This is a genomic window from Devosia sp. P2_G7 (assembly GCF_056403495.1).
In genome coordinates, this window is record NZ_JBFUFI010000007.1 from 175,730 (window position 1) to 191,868 (window position 16,139).

Consider the following 16,139-nt stretch of genomic DNA (forward strand, 5'->3'; position numbering starts at 1 on the left):
CTGACCACCCTGCGGTGTCGAATGCATGTCTATGTGATCAATCTGGCGCGCCGCCCCGACCGCAGGGCGTTCATGCAGGAACAGGCCGATCGGCTGGGGCTGGAGTTCGACTATATCGACGCGGTGGACGCGCAGTCGGCCTCCGAGGATTTCGACGAGATCGAAGTCCGCGGCGGTCCCCATGGCCGCATCTCAAAGGGCGATCTCGCCTGCACGCTCAGTCACCGCAAGTTCTGGCGGCTCTTCCTCGAGAGCGGGGCGCCCCATGCCGTCGTGCTCGAGGACGACGCGATCCTCTCCGACGATTGCGGGCAGTTCTTCGCTGACGGCAGCTGGATCCCGCCGGGCGCCGATGTGGTGAAGCTCGAGCGCTACGGCCGGCTCCGCCCGATGTTCATGGATCGCGACCCCCTGCCGGCTCACGGCCGGCGCGTCGGCCGCTTCTACGGCAAGTGCGCCGGGACCGCCGGCTATGTCGTCTCGGTCGCCGGCGCCCGCATGCTGCTCGCCGCCACCGCCTCCGTGGATGATCCGATCGACCAGATGATGTTCAATCCCGGCCGCTCGAAGCTGTTCGACCGCCTCGCGCCGTACATCCTGGAGCCCGCCATCTGCGAGCAGGAGCAGGTCGCCGTCCCCTCCGATATCCGCGGCAAGCGCCAGTCGAGCCGCAGCGGTCTGCAGGGGGCGATCAACGAACTGCGCGCCGTCCCGCGCCAGCTCGCCCACGCGCTGAGCCTCATCCCGCCGCTACTGCAGGGCCGGATCGAGCGGCGCGTGCTGCGCTTCCGCCGTTAGCGGAACGCCAGCAGCTTCACCGCCAGCGCGACCGAGATCACCACCACCAGCGGCCGGATCAGTTTCGCGCCGAAGCGGATGCCGGTGAGCGCCCCGAGATAGCCGCCGGCGATCTGCCCGATGATCATCACTGCCGCCACCGGCCACACCACGTTCCCCGACGGGATGAACAGCGCCAGCGCCCCGATGTTCGAGGTGAGGTTCAGCACCTTGGTATGCCCCGCCGCCCGTGTCACGCCGAGCCCGAACAGCGTCACGAAGCCGAGCGTCAGGAACGATCCGGTGCCGGGCCCGAGGATGCCGTCATAGAAGCCGATCGCGAACCCCATCAGCGGCACGAAGACCGCGACGCTGAGCCGGGCGTGGCTATCCTCGTCGGTGAGCTTTGGAGCAAAGGCGAAATAGAGCGCGACGGCAATCAGCGCCACAGGCACGGCGTATTGCAGCACGGTCGTGTCGACCGATTTGACTGCCAGCGCCCCGAGGAACGAGCCGATGAACGTCAGCGGGATCGCCAGCGCCAGCAGTTGCAGCGACACGAACCCCTTGCGCCAGTAGGTGAAGGCGGCGATTGCCGTCCCTACCACCGATTGCAGCTTGTTGGTGCCGAACGCCGTGACCGGCGGGATACCCACAGACAGCAGCACTGGCAGCGCGATCAGCCCGCCGCCACCAGCAATGGCGTCGACAAAACCGGCAAGCAGCCCGACGAAGCCGAGCGCGACGAGGATCGTCAGGTCGAAGGTCACAGCAGGGTGGAGATCCCCGGCGGCACGCCACCCATGATCGACAGCAGTGCCTCGAGCTGCGCCTTGCGGAGCGGCGTCCAGTCGGCGGTGCGCGAGACGATCAGGTTCGCCTCGGACTTCATGATCAGCCCGTCTTCCAGCACCCGCAGCTGGTTCGCGGCGAGCGTCGAGCCGGTCGAGGTGATGTCGACGATCAGGTCGGCGGAACCTGCGGCAGGAGCAGACTCAGTCGCGCCGGCGCTTTCGACGATGCGGTATTCGGCAATGCCGTATTTGGCAAAATGCCGCCGCGTCAGGTTCACGTACTTCGTCGCCACCCGCAGCCAGCGGCCATGGCGCGAGCGGAAGTCCGACGCGACGTCCGCGAGGTCGGTCATCTGCTGCACGTCGATCCAGCTGTCGGGGATCGCCACCACCACATTGGCCTCGCCGAACCCCAGCCCACGCACGAACAGCACGTTCTCTTCGCCGTTCTCGCTGGCCTCGTGGATCAGGTCCGAACCGGTCACGCCGATATCGACGCCGCCGAGGATCAGCTCTCGCGCAATCTCGGCCGCCGGGTAGAATCGCACCGTCACCTGCGGCTGGTTCTTGATCGAGCCGACGTAGGAGCGCGCGCCGCCGGGGCGGGCGATGTTCATCCGCGCCGTCGAGAACGCCTTGCGGGTCAGCTCTTCGAGCCGGCCCTTGCTGGGAATGGCGAGCGTCAGGCCGCCGGGCAAAGTGCTCATTGTTCGGCCTCCCTCTCCAGCCGGTCGACCCACAGCGCGCAGCCCGATGCCTTCACCGGCTCCCCGGCGCCCAGCCGCTCCAGCATGCGATCGTATTCGCCGCCCGAGGCCAGCACCTCGCCGTCCGCCCCGGTCATCTCGAAGACGATGCCGGTGTAGTAGTCGAGCCGCGGCGAGAAGCTCGCGTCGAAGATCACGTCGGCGTTCGGCGACAGCGCAGCGAGAGCCGCAGCGTGGTTGCGTACCTGGTACAGCGGCTCGTCGAAATCGAACCCGGCTTCCTTGCACATCTCCGAAATCCGCTCGAACGCGGTCTCCGTGCTCTCGGCCACCGACAGGTAGTTCTGCAGTAGCGCCACGGTTTCGGGCGGGATCGGCGCCGATTCCAGCGCCTGCTTTTCGAGATAGCGGTCGGCGATTTCTTCCGGTGTGCGGCTGCCGATGAGGCTCAGTCCGCCCGACAGCATCGCATCGGTCACGATCTCGATCACCGTGTCGCGGCTGTCCGGAGCGGGGGCCTCAACCCGCTGCTCGGGGTTGGCCAGCCGGTCCATCAGCCGCTCCAGCGCCTCGGGGTGGCCGAAGCGGTGGCGGATGCGGCTCCGCCACGCGGTGGGGATCTGCGCCGCTTCGAGGAACGCCTCGAACAGCCCGACGCCGCCCAGCCGCACATTCGGCGCGGTGATGTCGTAGATCGCCAGCGCCCACCGCGCGAAGGTCAGCACCTGGTCGAGCGCATTGTCAGCGTCGGCCTGGCCCAAAAGTTCCAGCCCCGCCTGCTCGAACTCCACCGGGGTCGAGTTGTACTGGCGGAAGATCGGCCCGAGATAGGTATAGGCCGAGGGCGCGCCCAGCAGCCCGTCCTCGAGATATTGCTGCGCGATCGGCAGGGTGAAATCCGGCCTGAGGCAGTACTCGACGCCGTTATTGGTGGTAGTGAGCAAGAGGTTACGGCCGAACTCCTCGCCCGCGAGGTCGAAATATGGCCCCGCCGGCAGCAGCAGCGCCGGGGTGGCGCGCGTCACGGTGCGCGACTCGACCAGCCGCACCAGCGCTGCGTATCTCTCCGACGCTGTCTTCACTTATTGGCTTCCAGGTAAGCGGCGACAGCGGGCAGCGCCGAAATCTTGGCGACGATGTCCTCGTCCTTGCATTCGAACTGGCCCGGCCGCTCGGCCTTCCACTCGGCATTGTCGGAAATGGCTTTCGCCGCTTCCTTGCCGGCAATCAGGTCCTTGATCTGCACTATGCCCTGCTCGCGCTCCTGCGTGCCCTCGATGATCACCGCGGGCGCGTTGCGCTTGTCGGCATAGGCGACCTGCTTGCCGAAATTCTTGGTGTTGCCCATGAACATCTCAGCCCGGATCCCCGCCCGGCGCAGCCGCGAGGTGATCTCCTGGTAGCGCGCCGTCTGCTCGCGATCCATCACCAGCACCACCACCGGCCCGACCGGCTCCTCGGCCGGGAGATTGCCGGTGAGCTTCAGCGCATGCGCGAGGCGAGAGACACCGATCGAGAACCCCGTCGCCGGCACGGGCTCGGAGCGGAAGCGCGACACGAGCCCGTCGTAACGGCCACCGCCGCCGACCGAGCCGAACACCACGTCCTGCCCCTTCTCGTTCTGCACCTTGAAGGTGAGTTCGATCTCGAACACGGGGCCGGTGTAGTACTCAAGACCACGGACGACCGATGGGTCGATCTTGATGCGTTCGTTTCCCGCGTCTGCATAGCCGGCCACGTCGAATAGGCTACTCATGGCCTCCAGCTCATAGCACCCTGCCATCAGGGTGGCGTTGCCTTCGTTGCCGTCACGCATGTTCCAGATTGTTATGCCATTCGCTACGCCGGAGGCGCCAGAACCCCGCTCTTTCCAACCGGTCAGGTTGAGTATTCTGTCGATCTGAGAGGGATCGAGTTGAGCGCCTTCGGTAAAGTCGCCGCTCTCATCTTTCCGGCCCTTGCCCAACAGTGCGTGGACGCCCTCCAATCCTAGGCGATCAAGCTTGTCGATGGCGCGCATCACCACGAGCCAGCGCTGCTCGTCATCGATGGCCAAGAGCTCCCGAAGGCCATCGAACACCCTCCGATTATTCACCTTCACCACGTACTGGCCGGCTAAGCCCAGTGCATCCATCGTGTCGGCCATCATCATGCACATCTCGGCATCGGCCTCCGGCCCCGCCGCGCCGACCGTATCGGCGTCGAACTGCATGAACTGGCGGAATCGCCCCGGCCCCGGCTTCTCGTTGCGGAACACATACCCCGCCCGATAGCTGCGATAGGGTTTGGCGAGCTTGTCGAAATTCTCGGCAAAGTGCCGGGCCAGCGGCGCCGTCAGATCGTAGCGGAGGCTCATCCACTGCTCGTCGTCGTCCTGCAGCGAGAACACGCCGGCGTTCGGCCGGTCGGTGTCGGGCAGGAACTTGCCGAGCGTGTCGGTATATTCGAGCAGCGGCGTCTCCACCGGGTCGAACCCATAGCGCTCGTACACCGCGCGTATCTTCGCCGTCATGGCGTTGACGGCGGAAATATCGACCGGCAAACGGTCCTCGAAGCCGCGCGGCAGCCGCGGCGCGATGAGCTTCTTCTTGTCGGTCATGGTGTTTGCTGTTCGGAGCCCGGAATCTGAGGCTGGTTCCTAACGGAAAGCCCCCGTCGACTCAAGGAATGCACCTGTGTCTTTCCAGCAACAGGAACATCCGTGGTGCGGCAGGCTGTCGCATCGGGGGTTGGCATTGGTTTCGAGTCGGCGTACCAACCGCGTCGTTCAACGCCAACCAAAGAGGAGGCGACGCATGATTCATTCGATGTTCGTCTCCGGTCCTGGCGTTCTCCCAGCTGGTTGCTATCGCGCCTAACTCGCGCCGACCCCTCCCCGGGGTCCTTCCCACCGGCTCTTTCTAGCCTCGACTGAACCCCAGTAACCGGCATCGCCATTCGGCGTCTTCGCGCGTCCGGATTCCGTCGCCACCACCATTGTCTTCAACCAGAGGACCGGGCCGCATTGCGCCCGGATGATGCCATGACTCTCGAACTCCAAACCCGTGCCCCGGCACGTACGAACCGCGCTCAGGCGCACACCCATGTCGGCGTCGCCGGCGCAGTGGTTTCTGCTGTCGTCACGATGCTTGCCAACGCCCAGCTGGCCCGCGCGGCGAGACGCTACAAGTCTCGCGGCTCGCCACCTGTGCCAAGCCATCTCCGTCGCGATCTCGGGCTGATGCCCGAGGTGATGGAGCCGAAAAGCCACTGGGACTACCGATAAGCGATCGGCTGCGGACTTGGGGTTCGCAGCCAACCGCTCCGGCCGTCCCTCTGCTTTCACCAGAGGACCGGGCTTCGGCCCGGACGAGCCAAATGGTTCTCATTGTCAGGGACCGCGCCACTGCGCGCATCCTCTCCACGCCCGGGCTTGACCTCGGGCAACTCGGCCTCGTCGGGCGCCTGCGTCTGTTCATCGCCCGGCGTCGTGCCGATGCGATGCTCCGGCGCCTGCTGAAGCCCCGCAGCGTCGGCCGCATCGCAGACCTGCCGCCCTATCTGCGCAAGGACATCGGGCTGCCGCCCGACTTCCGGCTGTAACGGGCAACGACTGGGGGCCGGCGCGAGCCGACCCCCAACAGACAGATTGATCATTTCAGGGAGCCGGCGCTACCACGCCGGACGATACCAATGTTCTTCCCACGCAAACCCGGCCTCCGCCGCAACGCGCAAAAGCCCCGGGAATCTGCCAACCATGATGGCGAGCTGAGGCCCAAGTTCAACCTGAGCAAGCTCGAACACGGCGCTGCTGCTGATGAGGTAGCGAACGCCGGTTCGGGCCGACCCCCACCCCTAACCCTCTCCCTCAACAGGGGGAGGGAGACGAGAGCACCGGCACCAGTGTGAGGGTCTCCCTCCCCATTCTTAGGGGGAGGGCAGGGTGGGCGTCGGCTCGCACCAGCCCTGGTGACTGGAGCGACGCAGCCCCCTACTTCGGCCGCTTCAGTGCCGTCCGCTCTGCCGCCGCCTCGGCCCGGCAGAAGCACCCATCCACGTGATCGTTCACCAGCCCCATCGCCTGCATGAACGCATAGCTCGTCGTCGGCCCCACGAACGAGAACCCGCGCTTCCGCAGATCCTTGCTCATCGCCTTCGACGCCTCGGTCTCCGCCGGAATGCTCCCGGCAACGATCGGCCCCTTCACCGGCTCCGGCTCGAACCGCCAGACATAGGCTGCGAGCGAGCCGAACTCGCGCTGGATCTCCAGCGTCCGCTTGGCATTGTTGATGGTCGAGGCAATCTTGCCCCGATGCCGGATGATGCCGGCATCCCCGAGCAGCCTTTCGATGTCGGCCTCCCCCATCGCCGCCACCTTCTCGATGTCGAAGCCATGGAATGCCGCGCGGAAGTTCTCGCGCTTCCGGAGGATGGTGATCCAGGCCAGCCCCGACTGGAATCCCTCGAGGCAGAGCTTCTCGAACAGCCGCGTATCGTCCGTCACCGGCCGCCCCCATTCGCGGTCGTGATAGTGCTGGTAGAGCGGGTCGCTCCCGGCCCAGCCGCAGCGGCTCACCTCGGTCGGCGTTGACATGGTTAACTCCCGGTAAATAGATGTGGCCATCGGCGAATCGGCTGGGGGGCCACGCCAATGATCCTGCCGCAAGATCTCAAGGCGCTCGTCGTCGACGACAATGCCTATGCGCGCTCCGCCGTTGCCGCAACCCTGCGCAAGCTGGGCCTCGTCGCTATCGATGAACTCGCCGGCGCCGCCCCGGCCGTGGGCGCTATCCAGGCAACGCGCTACGATATCGTGTTCATGGATTGGTACATGCCGGAAATGAATGGCGCGGCGTTGCTCGAGGTAATCCGCGATCCGCGCTTTTCCGCCAACGGGCAGGTGCCCGTGGTGATGATCACCGCCTATCCCAACCGCGAGACCATCGCCCGCGCCCGGGAACTGGGCGCCAGCGAAGTCCTCACCAAACCCTTCAGCCTGGCCCACGCCGCCGCCGCGCTCGGGCGCTTGTTGCCCGACGGCTGGCAGATCCCGGAAGAGCCGGATGCGGGGCGGATACTGCTGTAGGGCAGGGCGCGCGCCACGAAGTCAAGGTAACCCTTGACCGTACATAACCGAAACGTTATAGAACATTCAGGTTATGAAAAGTGGAGCCCCCATCATGTCGACGCCCGTGAACGTCACCCACCCGACCGACCGCGCCGTCACCGTCACGCGCAGCTTCGATGCTCCGGCCGATCTGGTGTTCGCCTGCCACACGCAGCCCCAACTGGTGCAGAAATGGATGATCGGCTCGCCCGGCTGGAGCATGCCGGTCTGCGAGATCGACCTCAAGGTCGGCGGCACCTACCGCTACATCTGGCGCAACGACACCGATGCCTCCGAATTCGGCTTCACCGGTCGCTACCGCGAGATCGTCGTGCCTGCGCGCCTCGTCCACACCGAGAGCATGATCGACCAGCCGGGTGAGGCGCTGGTCACCACCACGTTCCAGCAAACCGGCAACCGCACCACCCTCAGCATCACCATGAGCTTCGAGTCGCGAACCATGCGCGACCAGGTCCTCGCGACCGGCATGACCGACGGCATGGCGTTGAGCTACGACCAGCTCGATGACCTGCTGGCCGAGAAGGTGGCATAGGCACTAAGGCCGAACAGGTAGCAACAGCCACCGGTTCGCCTTCTCCCCTTGCGGGAGAAGGTGGCGCGTAGCGCCGGATGAGGGGTCCCGCGACACGACGTGTCGTGAGACCGGAGCGCACCGACGGGCTGCGAGTACGCGGAGAGATACCCCTCATCCGCCCTTCGGGCACCTTCTCCCGCAAGGGGAGAAGGCGAACGGGTGGTTGCCCACGGTCTCATAGTCACCGCAGCATCTACGTACGCCTCCGTCCCGCCAACCCTCCCTTAACCATCCCGCTTCATTGGCCATTCGGCATTCTCGTCAATACTTCGCCGCGCTCGATCTGCCTCGGGCGTTGCATTTCGTAACGAAGAGTATGTGCCATGCTGCGTTCGTCCCGGGCGGTGCTCGCCGCCGCTGCCTGCCTCGTTTCCTTCTCGCTGTTCGCCGATGCGGCCCACGCCGCGCAGGGCTTCTTCATGTTCGATCCGCCGCCCGGCATGTCGCTGAGCGATGGCAAGCCGCGCCACGGGCTGCAGCTGAAGAGCAACAAGGTCCGCCTCGCGCCGCAGTTCCGCCGCCAGGTCGTTGCCTACAAATCCAACCAGAAAGCCGGCACTATCATCGTCAATACCGGCGAGAAGCACCTCTATCTGGTGCTCGGCAACGGCAAGGCGCTGCGCTACGGGATCGGCACGGCCAAGTCTGGCTTCGAGTGGAGCGGCACGCACCGCGTTTCCAACAAGCGCGAATGGCCAGGCTGGACCCCGCCCGCCGAGATGAAGAAGCGTCGCCCCGAGCTGCCCGACTACATGCCCGGCGGCATCAACAACCCGCTCGGCGCCCGCGCCATCTATATCGGCTCGACGCTCTACCGCATCCACGGCACCAACGAGCCCTGGACCATCGGCCAGGACGTGTCCTCGGGCTGCATCCGCATGGTCAATGATGATGTCGAGGACCTATACGCCCGAGTCAAAATTGGCGCGAAGGTGATTGTTCTTTAGTTAGGATTTTCAGCGACACTGACGCCGGAATTCTGGGGGTTTTCCGGCGCCATGCGCGGCATTTTCAAGCTTCTGAACCGGTTCCGCGCCGATGAGCGCGGCGTTTTCGCCGTCATCTTCGGCCTCATGGCTATTGTTCTCGTCGCCATGGCAGGCGCCGTGGTGGATTACACCTCGCTGGAAGCGGCCCGCGCCAAGGCGCAGATCGCGTTCGATTCCGCGGCTCTCGGACTTGCCCCGAAGATCCATGACGACACCGAAGAGGAGCTTCGTGTACAGGCGCAGGACCTGGTCGTCGAACGTCTGAACGATAGCAGCCTGACCGCTACTGTCGATGTCGCCGACGCCACCACCGCTACCGGCACCCTGGAGCTCAGGGGTACGCTTACCGTCCCCATGGCCTTCGTCCAGTTGGTCGGCATTTCCAGCATGACCACCAGCATCAAGTCCGAGGCGACGCGTGGCTCGATCAATCTCGAAGTCGCGGTGGCGCTCGACACCACCGGCTCGATGGGCACGACCGGTATTACTCAGTTGCAGACCGCGCTGGCGACGCTGATCCCGCTCGTGGTCAAGGACGTGCAGACGCCGACATACTCCAAGATGGCGCTGGTTCCCTTTTCCACCGCAGTCAGCGTCGGCACCGCCTATGCGGTTGAGGCGCGGGGCAGCATCATCGGCTCAACCGCCGTCACGGCAGCGGACTGGAAAAATGGCGCGTCGAAGTCGATTACTGGCATCACCAGGGCCAATCCGGGCGTCGTCACGACCTCCGTCGACCATGGCTTCTCGAGCGGTGACTACGTCTACATTTCCGGCGTCGTCGGCATGACGCAGGTCAACGGCAAAATATACAAAGTCGTCCCGGTCACCGGGCAGACAAAGAAGTTCTCCTTGCAGAATGTGTCTGGAGGAAACGTAAACACCAGTGGTGGTTCATACTCGAACTACACCAGCGGCGGCACCGTACAACGGTGCCACAACGCCACGTGCGACATCGCGGTAACGTCGGCAGCCCACGGGCACGCGACGAATGACTATGTCGTATTCACTGGTGTCGGTGGAATGACGCAGTTGAATTTCAACAAGTCGACAAATTCGCGAATTTTCCAGGTGACGAAGCTGACGAACGACATGTTCATCATCAACAGCTCGCCACTCGGGGTTTGGGGCGGCACCACGTTCAGCGCCTATACGTCGGGCGGCGCGTCCTTCTGCATGAAGTATGGCTGCTCGTACTACCGGCTGGGCTCAAGCCGAACCTATGTGCCCACGGCCAGTTGTGTCACCGAGCGCAGCACGAACAGCTTCATTGATACGGCGCCGAGCACGACGGCGCTCGCGATCCACTACACCGATACGGGTACCTGTGGCAGCGCCGCCAAAATGCAGCCGCTGACCTCCGACAAGAGCAAGCTCACGGCCTACACTGTGGCCAATGCGCTCCTGCCGAGTGGCGCGACTGCGGGACAGATCGGCAGCGCCTGGGCCTGGTACCTGGTTTCCCCAAATTTCGCCGAACTGTTCGATGATCCGGCGGCAACGGTGGGTGGAGATTTCGAGTCGAGGCCTGCCTCTTACGATGAGCCCAACACGCTCAAGATCGTCATCATCATGACCGACGGCATCTACAATACTGAGTATTGCAAGGGTGTGAACCCCAGCTACTCCGGTTGCAGTGCACCGAACGGGACCACCGGCATCATGGCGGGGCCCATGGGGCAGGCGGAGGACCTCTGCCACAACATGAAGGAGGAGAACGTCGTGGTTTACACCGTCGGCTTCAACCTCCCCGAGACGGGTGATGAGGTGGACATGCTCACCGCTTGCGCCAGCGATCCCTCCAAGGCCTACAGCGCGGACGGGGGCGATGAACTGAATGAAGCCTTCCGGAAGATCGGCGAGAATATCTCCGACCTTCGCCTGTCGCAGTAGCGTTCAGCCCTGCAGCACGAACCGCTTGCCGCCTGGGAAGGCGGCGAGCGCGGCGCGCTGCTCGGCCTCGGTCAGGCCTTCGAAGCTGACGACCATCGGCAGTTCCGGCGCGGTGATCGGGGCGATCGGGTTGGTGGGGCGCAGGCGCACGTCGTTCGAGGCGGCCAACCAGAGCTTGGCCCTGCGGCTGGCAGCCGGTGAGGTCAGTCTAAGGTGGCGGCGTTCCATTTCGAATACTCCGTCGACGCGTGGCACTTCAGTAACGTCCGGATAGTAGGGCAGGTTGCGGCGGTTCCGGGTCATTTTGCGGTCAAATCCGCGTCAGTTCGAACTTCTGGCACAAGGCGCCCTTGCAGCCGTTGATGGTAATGGTGTTGCCGTCGACCAGCGTCAGCGTACCCTTCACCACTTCGCCCATATACTCAGCGCTGCCGCGCCACTTGTTCTCGAGCGCCCGCTTGGCGCCCTTCAATACATACGAGTTGAGATAGCTGAGGTTCTCGGCGGTGCGCGCATCGTCGCGCAGCCACACGAGCCTCGCGCACACCTCGGTGCCGTCGCCGCACAACGTCACCTCGAAGCGCGACTCGCCGGTAACCGTCTGCCAGGTGCCCGCCGGCGACTGCGCAGCGAAGGCCGGCGCGATCGACAGCGCGGCAGCCACGATGGCGGTAGCGAAGAACTTGAGCGTGTTGGACATGCGGAGCCCCGGGCGACATGGTGAATGGAGTGTTGCACCCTGTTTGCCGCCCGGCGCTTGAACCTGCCTCCAACGCGCCGTTCAGAACCGGTTCATCGCCGGGGCAATCCCGAGGCCGATCTGTGACCGCACGAGGGCCATTCGCTCCTCGATCGGCCCCGGCGGCACCCGCACCAGCTCGAACCCGAACCGCTCGTACGCCGCGATATGGAACCGCTCGAACCGCCGCGAATCCTCCAAACTGATCCGCCGCGCCTCCGTCCTGGTGATGAACCCGAGCAGCTCCACGAACAGCACCCGCCGCTCGAACTGCCCCGCAGCGACCATCGAGCCTATTGATTCGACGAGCATTTCCGGCACCGGATGACCCAGGTATTCCGCCAGCGCCAGCGTGCAGATCAGCGACCGGTCCGATACCCGCACCGCCCCAACCGCTGGCCTCGCCGCCCGTTGCAGCTGCAGCCGCGCGATCTGCTCGATGAACGCCGGTCCCTTCCAGGCCTCGCCCTCGCCGCGACCGTGTTCCAACGCGATCACATCGGTTGCGGCCTCTTCGACCACATCGATCCCATCGGCCTCAAGTGCCCGTAGAATAACGGTTTTTCCGGCGCCAGGGGCACCGGTCAGGATGAATTCGCGGGCCATCGCCACGCTCCATGTCAGAGCCACGCCAGACCCGGATGGGTCAGCGTTCGGTCAGTTCGGTGGGGGATTTTTGCTTGGTGCCGGAGCCAGTGCGGGAGTGGTACCGCCTCCCCGGATCGAACGGGGGACCTCTAGATCCACAATCTAGCGCTCTAACCAACTGAGCTAAGGCGGCCCGGCAAGCGCGGCGGACCATAGTTTCACTTCTTGCCGCTGGCAAGCGCCGATTTGGCCCTGTTTTCACTGCCTGTTGACGGAGCCCGGCTTAACCATCGGGACCGAATGCCAGCCCCTTATGTCCGGGCGATATAGACCCCGTCAAAGCCCCGGGATATTTAGAGAAGATTAAATTCCGAGTTCGCTTTGTGTCGAATTGGCACGAGGCAGGAAAAGAGTAATGCGTGCGCGCTGAGTGGATCAAATCGCCGACGGCCCGGCTGGTGCTGCTGCACTGGGCTGATGCGCGCCCCGCCTGGCTGTGGTCGCAGGACGGCGAAACCCTGCTCTGGCGCAACGACGCGGCACGCTACTTCCACGGCAAGATCAAGAAGCACGGGCTGAAACTCGCGCCCGAAGCCGTGCCGATCAAGGGCCAGATCGCCCGGCTTATCCGCCTCGGCTCGATGGGCCGCGCCAGCCTCAGCCGCATCCAGTTCCTCGCCGGCGAGCGCCCGATCTCCACCACCTGCACCTGCACCCCGCTCGAACTGGAGAGCGGCGACACGGGCCTCCTCATCGTTGGCGTCGATCCGATCGAACCCGAACTGCTCGAGGCGAACGACTCGATGCAGGTCGACGTGCTGACCGCGCGCCTGTTGCCTCCTGGCGCCGAGTTCCTGCTGATCAGCGAGGACAGCCAGATCACCGGCGGCAGCCGCCACGCGCTGGAGCATTTCGGCCCGATCATCGAGAGCGAGGGCCTGCCGCACGAGGCCGAGAGCGCCGATGTCGAACTGGCCGGCGAAGCGCTGCAGCTGACGCGCTTCAAGGCCAGCCCGCATGACGCCATGCTGCTGCTGTTCGAGCGCTCCCCTGATGCGGCGCCTGCCCGAGCCATCGCCGACGTCCGGGCGGAGGAGGGCGTTATCGACCGCGAGGACGCGCCTGCCGCGCCACCCACCATAGAGCCCGAATCCGAGCCGCTGCTGCCCCTGGGCCTGCCGCCGGCCGAACATGCCGACGACGAGCCGGTAGTCGCCGAGGAGGACAATTGGGTCGAGCCGATTCCCGCGGCCCCCGAAGCACCGGGCACGCTCGCCTCGCTTTTCGACCGCCTGGCGGACGACAGCGGCCTCTATACCGCCCTCAACCCTGCCGACGATCACTTCGAGGGTCCGCCGCCGGAGCCGGTCGAAGCGCCACTGGTTCCCGAGCCGATCGTGGAACCCGAGCCTGTCGAGCCCGAACCGGTTGCCGCGCCCGCGGAGCCCGTCGCGGAGCCTATTGAGGTTGTCGCCGAAGCGGTCGAGCCAGAGCCCGTTGCCGAGGCATCCAAGCCTGTCGAAGCCCCCGAGCCCGATGTCATCGGCGCGCTGATCGATTTTGCCGACGACGATGAAGACGAGCCGGAGCCGGTCGAGGCCACCGTCTGGCGCGTCATCGGCCGTGGCTTTGCCGCGTTGACGCCTGACCTCCCGGCCGAGGAAGAGCCGGTCGAGGACACGCCGATCCCGGACGCCGAAACCGTCGAGCGCGTCTCGCGCTACAATTTCGATGAGCTGAGCCGCATCCTCACCGATCGCGTCAGCGCCCAGTCGCCGGCGCAGCCCGAGGAGACGGCGCCGCCGACGGCCGCCAACGATGGCGCGCTGATCAATCTCACCGGCGAGACCTTCATCCTCAACCGGCTGCCGCTCGGCATCCTGGTGTTCCGCGATCAGCAGGTGCTGTTCGCCAACCGTGCGCTCACCGATCTCACGGGTTACGAGTCGATCGAGAGCCTGCGGGCCGCCGGCCTCACCGCCATCTTCCCATCAGAGGACAGCGCCGTGTCGGGCCCGGTGACGCAGCTGGTACGCCGCGACGGCTCACTGGCCACCGTCAACGCGCGGCTGCAGTCGATCACCTGGCATGGCCGCCCGGCGCTGATGCTGTCGGCCGGCGTCGCCGAGAACCGTATCGGCCACGAAGCCGCCGTCCGCACCTTCGCCGAACTCGCCGCCGAAACCACCGATGACGGCTTCCTCGCCGCCGACCGGTCCGGCATGGTCACCTCGGTGTCGCTCAACGGCCGCATCGTCATCGGCCACATCGAGGAAGATATCGTCGGCAAGCCGCTCGCCAGCTTCGTCGAACCATCCGAACTCGGCGAGTTGAAGCGTTTCCTCGAGCGTCCGGCCCGTTTCGCCGAGACGTCGCGCCCGGCGATCGTGCTGACCGGCTCGGTGCCCAACACCCGCATCACGCTCTTCGCCGAAGGCCAGGCGGGGATCGTCGCCGGCTACTACGCCTTCCTCAGGAAGACCGTGACCTGGGCCGCGCCGACCCCCGTCACCCCGCCGGTGCCCGACGAGGTCGAACCCTCGATGCTCACCCGCATCAGCCGTGGCGTGCGCCGGCCGCTCAACACCGTCATCGGCTTTGCCGACCTGATCCGCTCGGCCGCGTTCGGCTCGATCGAGAACCAGCGCTATCTGGAATACGCGCAGGACATCAAGACCGCCGGGCAGGAGATCGCCACCCTCTTCGACGAGCTCGATGACTATGCCCGGCTGCGCGAAGGCCGCTATCCGGCGACCGCCACCGATATCGATCTCGCAGCGCTGCTCGAAAGCTGCCTGATGCGCGTCCGCGGCCAGGCCGGCGAGGCGCGTGTCCTGGTGCGGAGCGCCGTCTCCGAAAGCCTGCCGCGCATCTCCGCCGACACTGCCTCGCTCACCCAGGCCATCCTCAACCTCTTGGCCAGCGCCATCGACCAGACCCCCATTGGCGGCTCGGTCATCCTGTCGGCGCAGCGCGAGGACGATGGCGCGGTGATCGTCAACGTTCGCGATGGCGGCGAGGCCCGCCGCGACCTCGGAGAGCGCTTCGTGGTGTTCCGCGACGGCATCGGCAAGGATGGCGAAACCCTCCAGCCGGTCCGTTCCAGCGTCGGCCTGGCGCTCACCCGCTCGCTGCTGGCGGTCAACGCCCTGTCGCTCTCCGTCGATCCGGCGGTCGGCGTCGGCACCATGTTCTCGCTGCTGATCCCGGCGGATCTGGTTCGCGAGGCCGGGGCGTGAAGCGGGAGATCCGGCTTCTTGGCGCTATCGCGATCCGCCCCGCCATCCTGGCGCTGATACCCGAGTTCGAAGCTGCCACCGGACTGACGGTCGCGGCGAAGTGGGAGCTCAATCCGGCGGTCAACAAGCAGATCGAAGCCGGGGAACCCTTCGATCTCGTCATCATCAATCCGAACCTGGTTCAGGACCTGGCCGACCTGGGGAAGGTCGAAGCGGGAAGCCAGGCCGCATTTGGTCGAATAGCCATGGGCCTTGCCGCCAGGTCGGGCAGCCAGCCGCTCGATATCGGGTCGGTGGACGCATTCGCACAGGCGTTGAAGAACGCCCGATCAATCGCCTACGCCAGCGAAGGAACCAGCGGGGCATACTTCTCCGCCTTGCTGGAGCGCCTGGGGTTGGCGGATGAGGTGAAGCCCAAGCTGGTGGCCACAGAGGGCGGGCATACCGCGACTGCCGTTGCGCGGGGCGAGGCCGAGTTTGCGGCTATCCCCGTGACGTCGATCCTCGCTGCCGCTCCCGAGGTCATGCTTGTCGGTCGGTTTCCCTCGCAACTCCAAAGCTACATCGACTTCGCCATTGGCATCAGCGCCAAGGCAGGGGACGCAAGCGCTGCGCAGCTGCTGTCGAAATTCCTGTTGTCGCCCGCATCTGACGACGTCCTCGCGGCTGCCGGTCTGGAGCGTCGTTAGCCGTTCACGATCCGGTTTGTTGACTTCCCCGGTCAGAAAAAGC

At 65.4% G+C, this 16,139-nt stretch carries 17 protein-coding genes and 1 tRNA gene; 9 read left to right on the forward strand and 9 right to left on the reverse strand.

The window, feature by feature from the left end; all coding sequences use genetic code 11:
• The first annotated feature begins 21 nt into the window (after nucleotides 1–21).
• Nucleotides 22–798 (forward strand): glycosyltransferase family 25 protein, encoded by a 777-nt coding sequence (locus AC1DWU_RS13540; RefSeq protein ID WP_477150515.1) that lies wholly within the window; start codon nucleotides 22–24, stop codon nucleotides 796–798.
• Here the strand turns inward: AC1DWU_RS13540 and AC1DWU_RS13545 are convergent.
• The 4 genes from AC1DWU_RS13545 to hisS are packed head-to-tail and all read right to left on the reverse strand — an operon-like array spanning nucleotide 795 to nucleotide 4,877.
• Nucleotides 795–1,547 (reverse strand): TSUP family transporter, encoded by a 753-nt coding sequence (locus tag AC1DWU_RS13545; protein WP_477150516.1) that lies wholly within the window; start codon nucleotides 1,545–1,547, stop codon nucleotides 795–797. The genes AC1DWU_RS13540 and AC1DWU_RS13545 overlap by 4 nt on opposite strands.
• The gene (gene hisG, locus AC1DWU_RS13550; RefSeq protein WP_055884785.1) at nucleotides 1,544–2,278 is read right to left on the reverse strand and encodes an ATP phosphoribosyltransferase; all 735 of its coding nucleotides are present in this window, start codon (nucleotides 2,276–2,278) and stop codon (nucleotides 1,544–1,546) included. The genes AC1DWU_RS13545 and hisG overlap by 4 nt, the downstream gene beginning before the upstream one ends.
• Nucleotides 2,275–3,360, reverse strand: coding sequence for an ATP phosphoribosyltransferase regulatory subunit (locus AC1DWU_RS13555; protein WP_477150517.1), 1,086 nt, complete (start codon nucleotides 3,358–3,360; stop codon nucleotides 2,275–2,277). Before AC1DWU_RS13555 ends, hisG begins: the two co-directional genes overlap by 4 nt.
• Nucleotides 3,357–4,877 carry a histidine--tRNA ligase gene (gene hisS / locus AC1DWU_RS13560; RefSeq protein ID WP_477150518.1) on the reverse strand — a complete coding sequence of 507 codons (1,521 nt, stop codon included), beginning with the start codon at nucleotides 4,875–4,877 and terminating at the stop codon, nucleotides 3,357–3,359. The genes AC1DWU_RS13555 and hisS overlap by 4 nt, the downstream gene beginning before the upstream one ends.
• A gap of 423 nt (nucleotides 4,878–5,300) precedes the next feature.
• Between hisS and AC1DWU_RS13565 the strand changes: the two genes are divergently transcribed.
• Both AC1DWU_RS13565 and AC1DWU_RS13570 read left to right on the forward strand, forming a co-directional pair.
• Nucleotides 5,301–5,543, forward strand: a complete 243-nt coding sequence (locus tag AC1DWU_RS13565; protein ID WP_477150519.1) for a hypothetical protein — start codon at nucleotides 5,301–5,303, stop codon at nucleotides 5,541–5,543.
• Nucleotides 5,544–5,635: 92 nt separating this feature from the next.
• On the forward strand, nucleotides 5,636–5,860 hold the full coding sequence (locus AC1DWU_RS13570) for a hypothetical protein (RefSeq protein ID WP_477150520.1): 225 nt from the start codon (nucleotides 5,636–5,638) through the stop codon (nucleotides 5,858–5,860).
• 388 nt (nucleotides 5,861–6,248) lie between these two features.
• Here the strand turns inward: AC1DWU_RS13570 and AC1DWU_RS13575 are convergent, their stop codons facing one another.
• Complete coding sequence (locus tag AC1DWU_RS13575) at nucleotides 6,249–6,851, reverse strand: DNA-3-methyladenine glycosylase I (protein ID WP_477150521.1); 603 nt, start codon at nucleotides 6,849–6,851, stop codon at nucleotides 6,249–6,251.
• A gap of 57 nt (nucleotides 6,852–6,908) precedes the next feature.
• Between AC1DWU_RS13575 and AC1DWU_RS13580 the strand changes: the two genes are divergently transcribed.
• The 4 genes from AC1DWU_RS13580 to AC1DWU_RS13595 all read left to right on the forward strand — a co-directional run bounded on the left by AC1DWU_RS13580 (nucleotide 6,909) and on the right by AC1DWU_RS13595 (nucleotide 10,841).
• On the forward strand, nucleotides 6,909–7,343 hold the full coding sequence (locus AC1DWU_RS13580; RefSeq protein WP_477150522.1) for a response regulator: 435 nt from the start codon (nucleotides 6,909–6,911) through the stop codon (nucleotides 7,341–7,343).
• 94 nt (nucleotides 7,344–7,437) lie between these two features.
• Nucleotides 7,438–7,917, forward strand: coding sequence for an SRPBCC family protein (locus AC1DWU_RS13585; RefSeq protein WP_477150523.1), 480 nt, complete (start codon nucleotides 7,438–7,440; stop codon nucleotides 7,915–7,917).
• A 365-nt stretch (nucleotides 7,918–8,282) separates the two neighbouring features.
• Nucleotides 8,283–8,906, forward strand: a complete 624-nt coding sequence (locus AC1DWU_RS13590) for a L,D-transpeptidase (protein ID WP_477150524.1) — start codon at nucleotides 8,283–8,285, stop codon at nucleotides 8,904–8,906.
• 51 nt (nucleotides 8,907–8,957) lie between these two features.
• Complete coding sequence (locus AC1DWU_RS13595; RefSeq protein WP_477150525.1) at nucleotides 8,958–10,841, forward strand: ubiquitin-activating E1 FCCH domain-containing protein; 1,884 nt, start codon at nucleotides 8,958–8,960, stop codon at nucleotides 10,839–10,841.
• 3 nt (nucleotides 10,842–10,844) lie between these two features.
• On the opposite strand, the gene AC1DWU_RS13600 is transcribed toward AC1DWU_RS13595, so the two are convergent.
• The 4 genes from AC1DWU_RS13600 to AC1DWU_RS13615 form a co-directional block, all read right to left on the reverse strand.
• Nucleotides 10,845–11,144, reverse strand: a complete 300-nt coding sequence (locus AC1DWU_RS13600; RefSeq protein WP_477150526.1) for a hypothetical protein — start codon at nucleotides 11,142–11,144, stop codon at nucleotides 10,845–10,847.
• 7 nt (nucleotides 11,145–11,151) lie between these two features.
• Nucleotides 11,152–11,541, reverse strand: coding sequence for a DUF2147 domain-containing protein (locus AC1DWU_RS13605; protein WP_477150527.1), 390 nt, complete (start codon nucleotides 11,539–11,541; stop codon nucleotides 11,152–11,154).
• Between the two features lie 81 nt (nucleotides 11,542–11,622).
• On the reverse strand, nucleotides 11,623–12,186 hold the full coding sequence (locus AC1DWU_RS13610) for an AAA family ATPase (protein ID WP_477150604.1): 564 nt from the start codon (nucleotides 12,184–12,186) through the stop codon (nucleotides 11,623–11,625).
• A 98-nt stretch (nucleotides 12,187–12,284) separates the two neighbouring features.
• A tRNA-His gene (locus AC1DWU_RS13615) sits at nucleotides 12,285–12,361 on the reverse strand.
• 226 nt (nucleotides 12,362–12,587) lie between these two features.
• On the opposite strand from AC1DWU_RS13615, the gene AC1DWU_RS13620 reads away from it, so the two are divergent.
• Nucleotides 12,588–15,407: a sensor histidine kinase gene (locus AC1DWU_RS13620; protein WP_477150528.1), complete on the forward strand. Its 2,820-nt coding sequence runs from the start codon at nucleotides 12,588–12,590 to the stop codon at nucleotides 15,405–15,407.
• Nucleotides 15,404–16,096: a molybdate ABC transporter substrate-binding protein gene (locus AC1DWU_RS13625; RefSeq protein ID WP_477150529.1), complete on the forward strand. Its 693-nt coding sequence runs from the start codon at nucleotides 15,404–15,406 to the stop codon at nucleotides 16,094–16,096. Before AC1DWU_RS13620 ends, AC1DWU_RS13625 begins: the two co-directional genes overlap by 4 nt.
• Nucleotides 16,097–16,139: the final 43 nt, after the last annotated feature.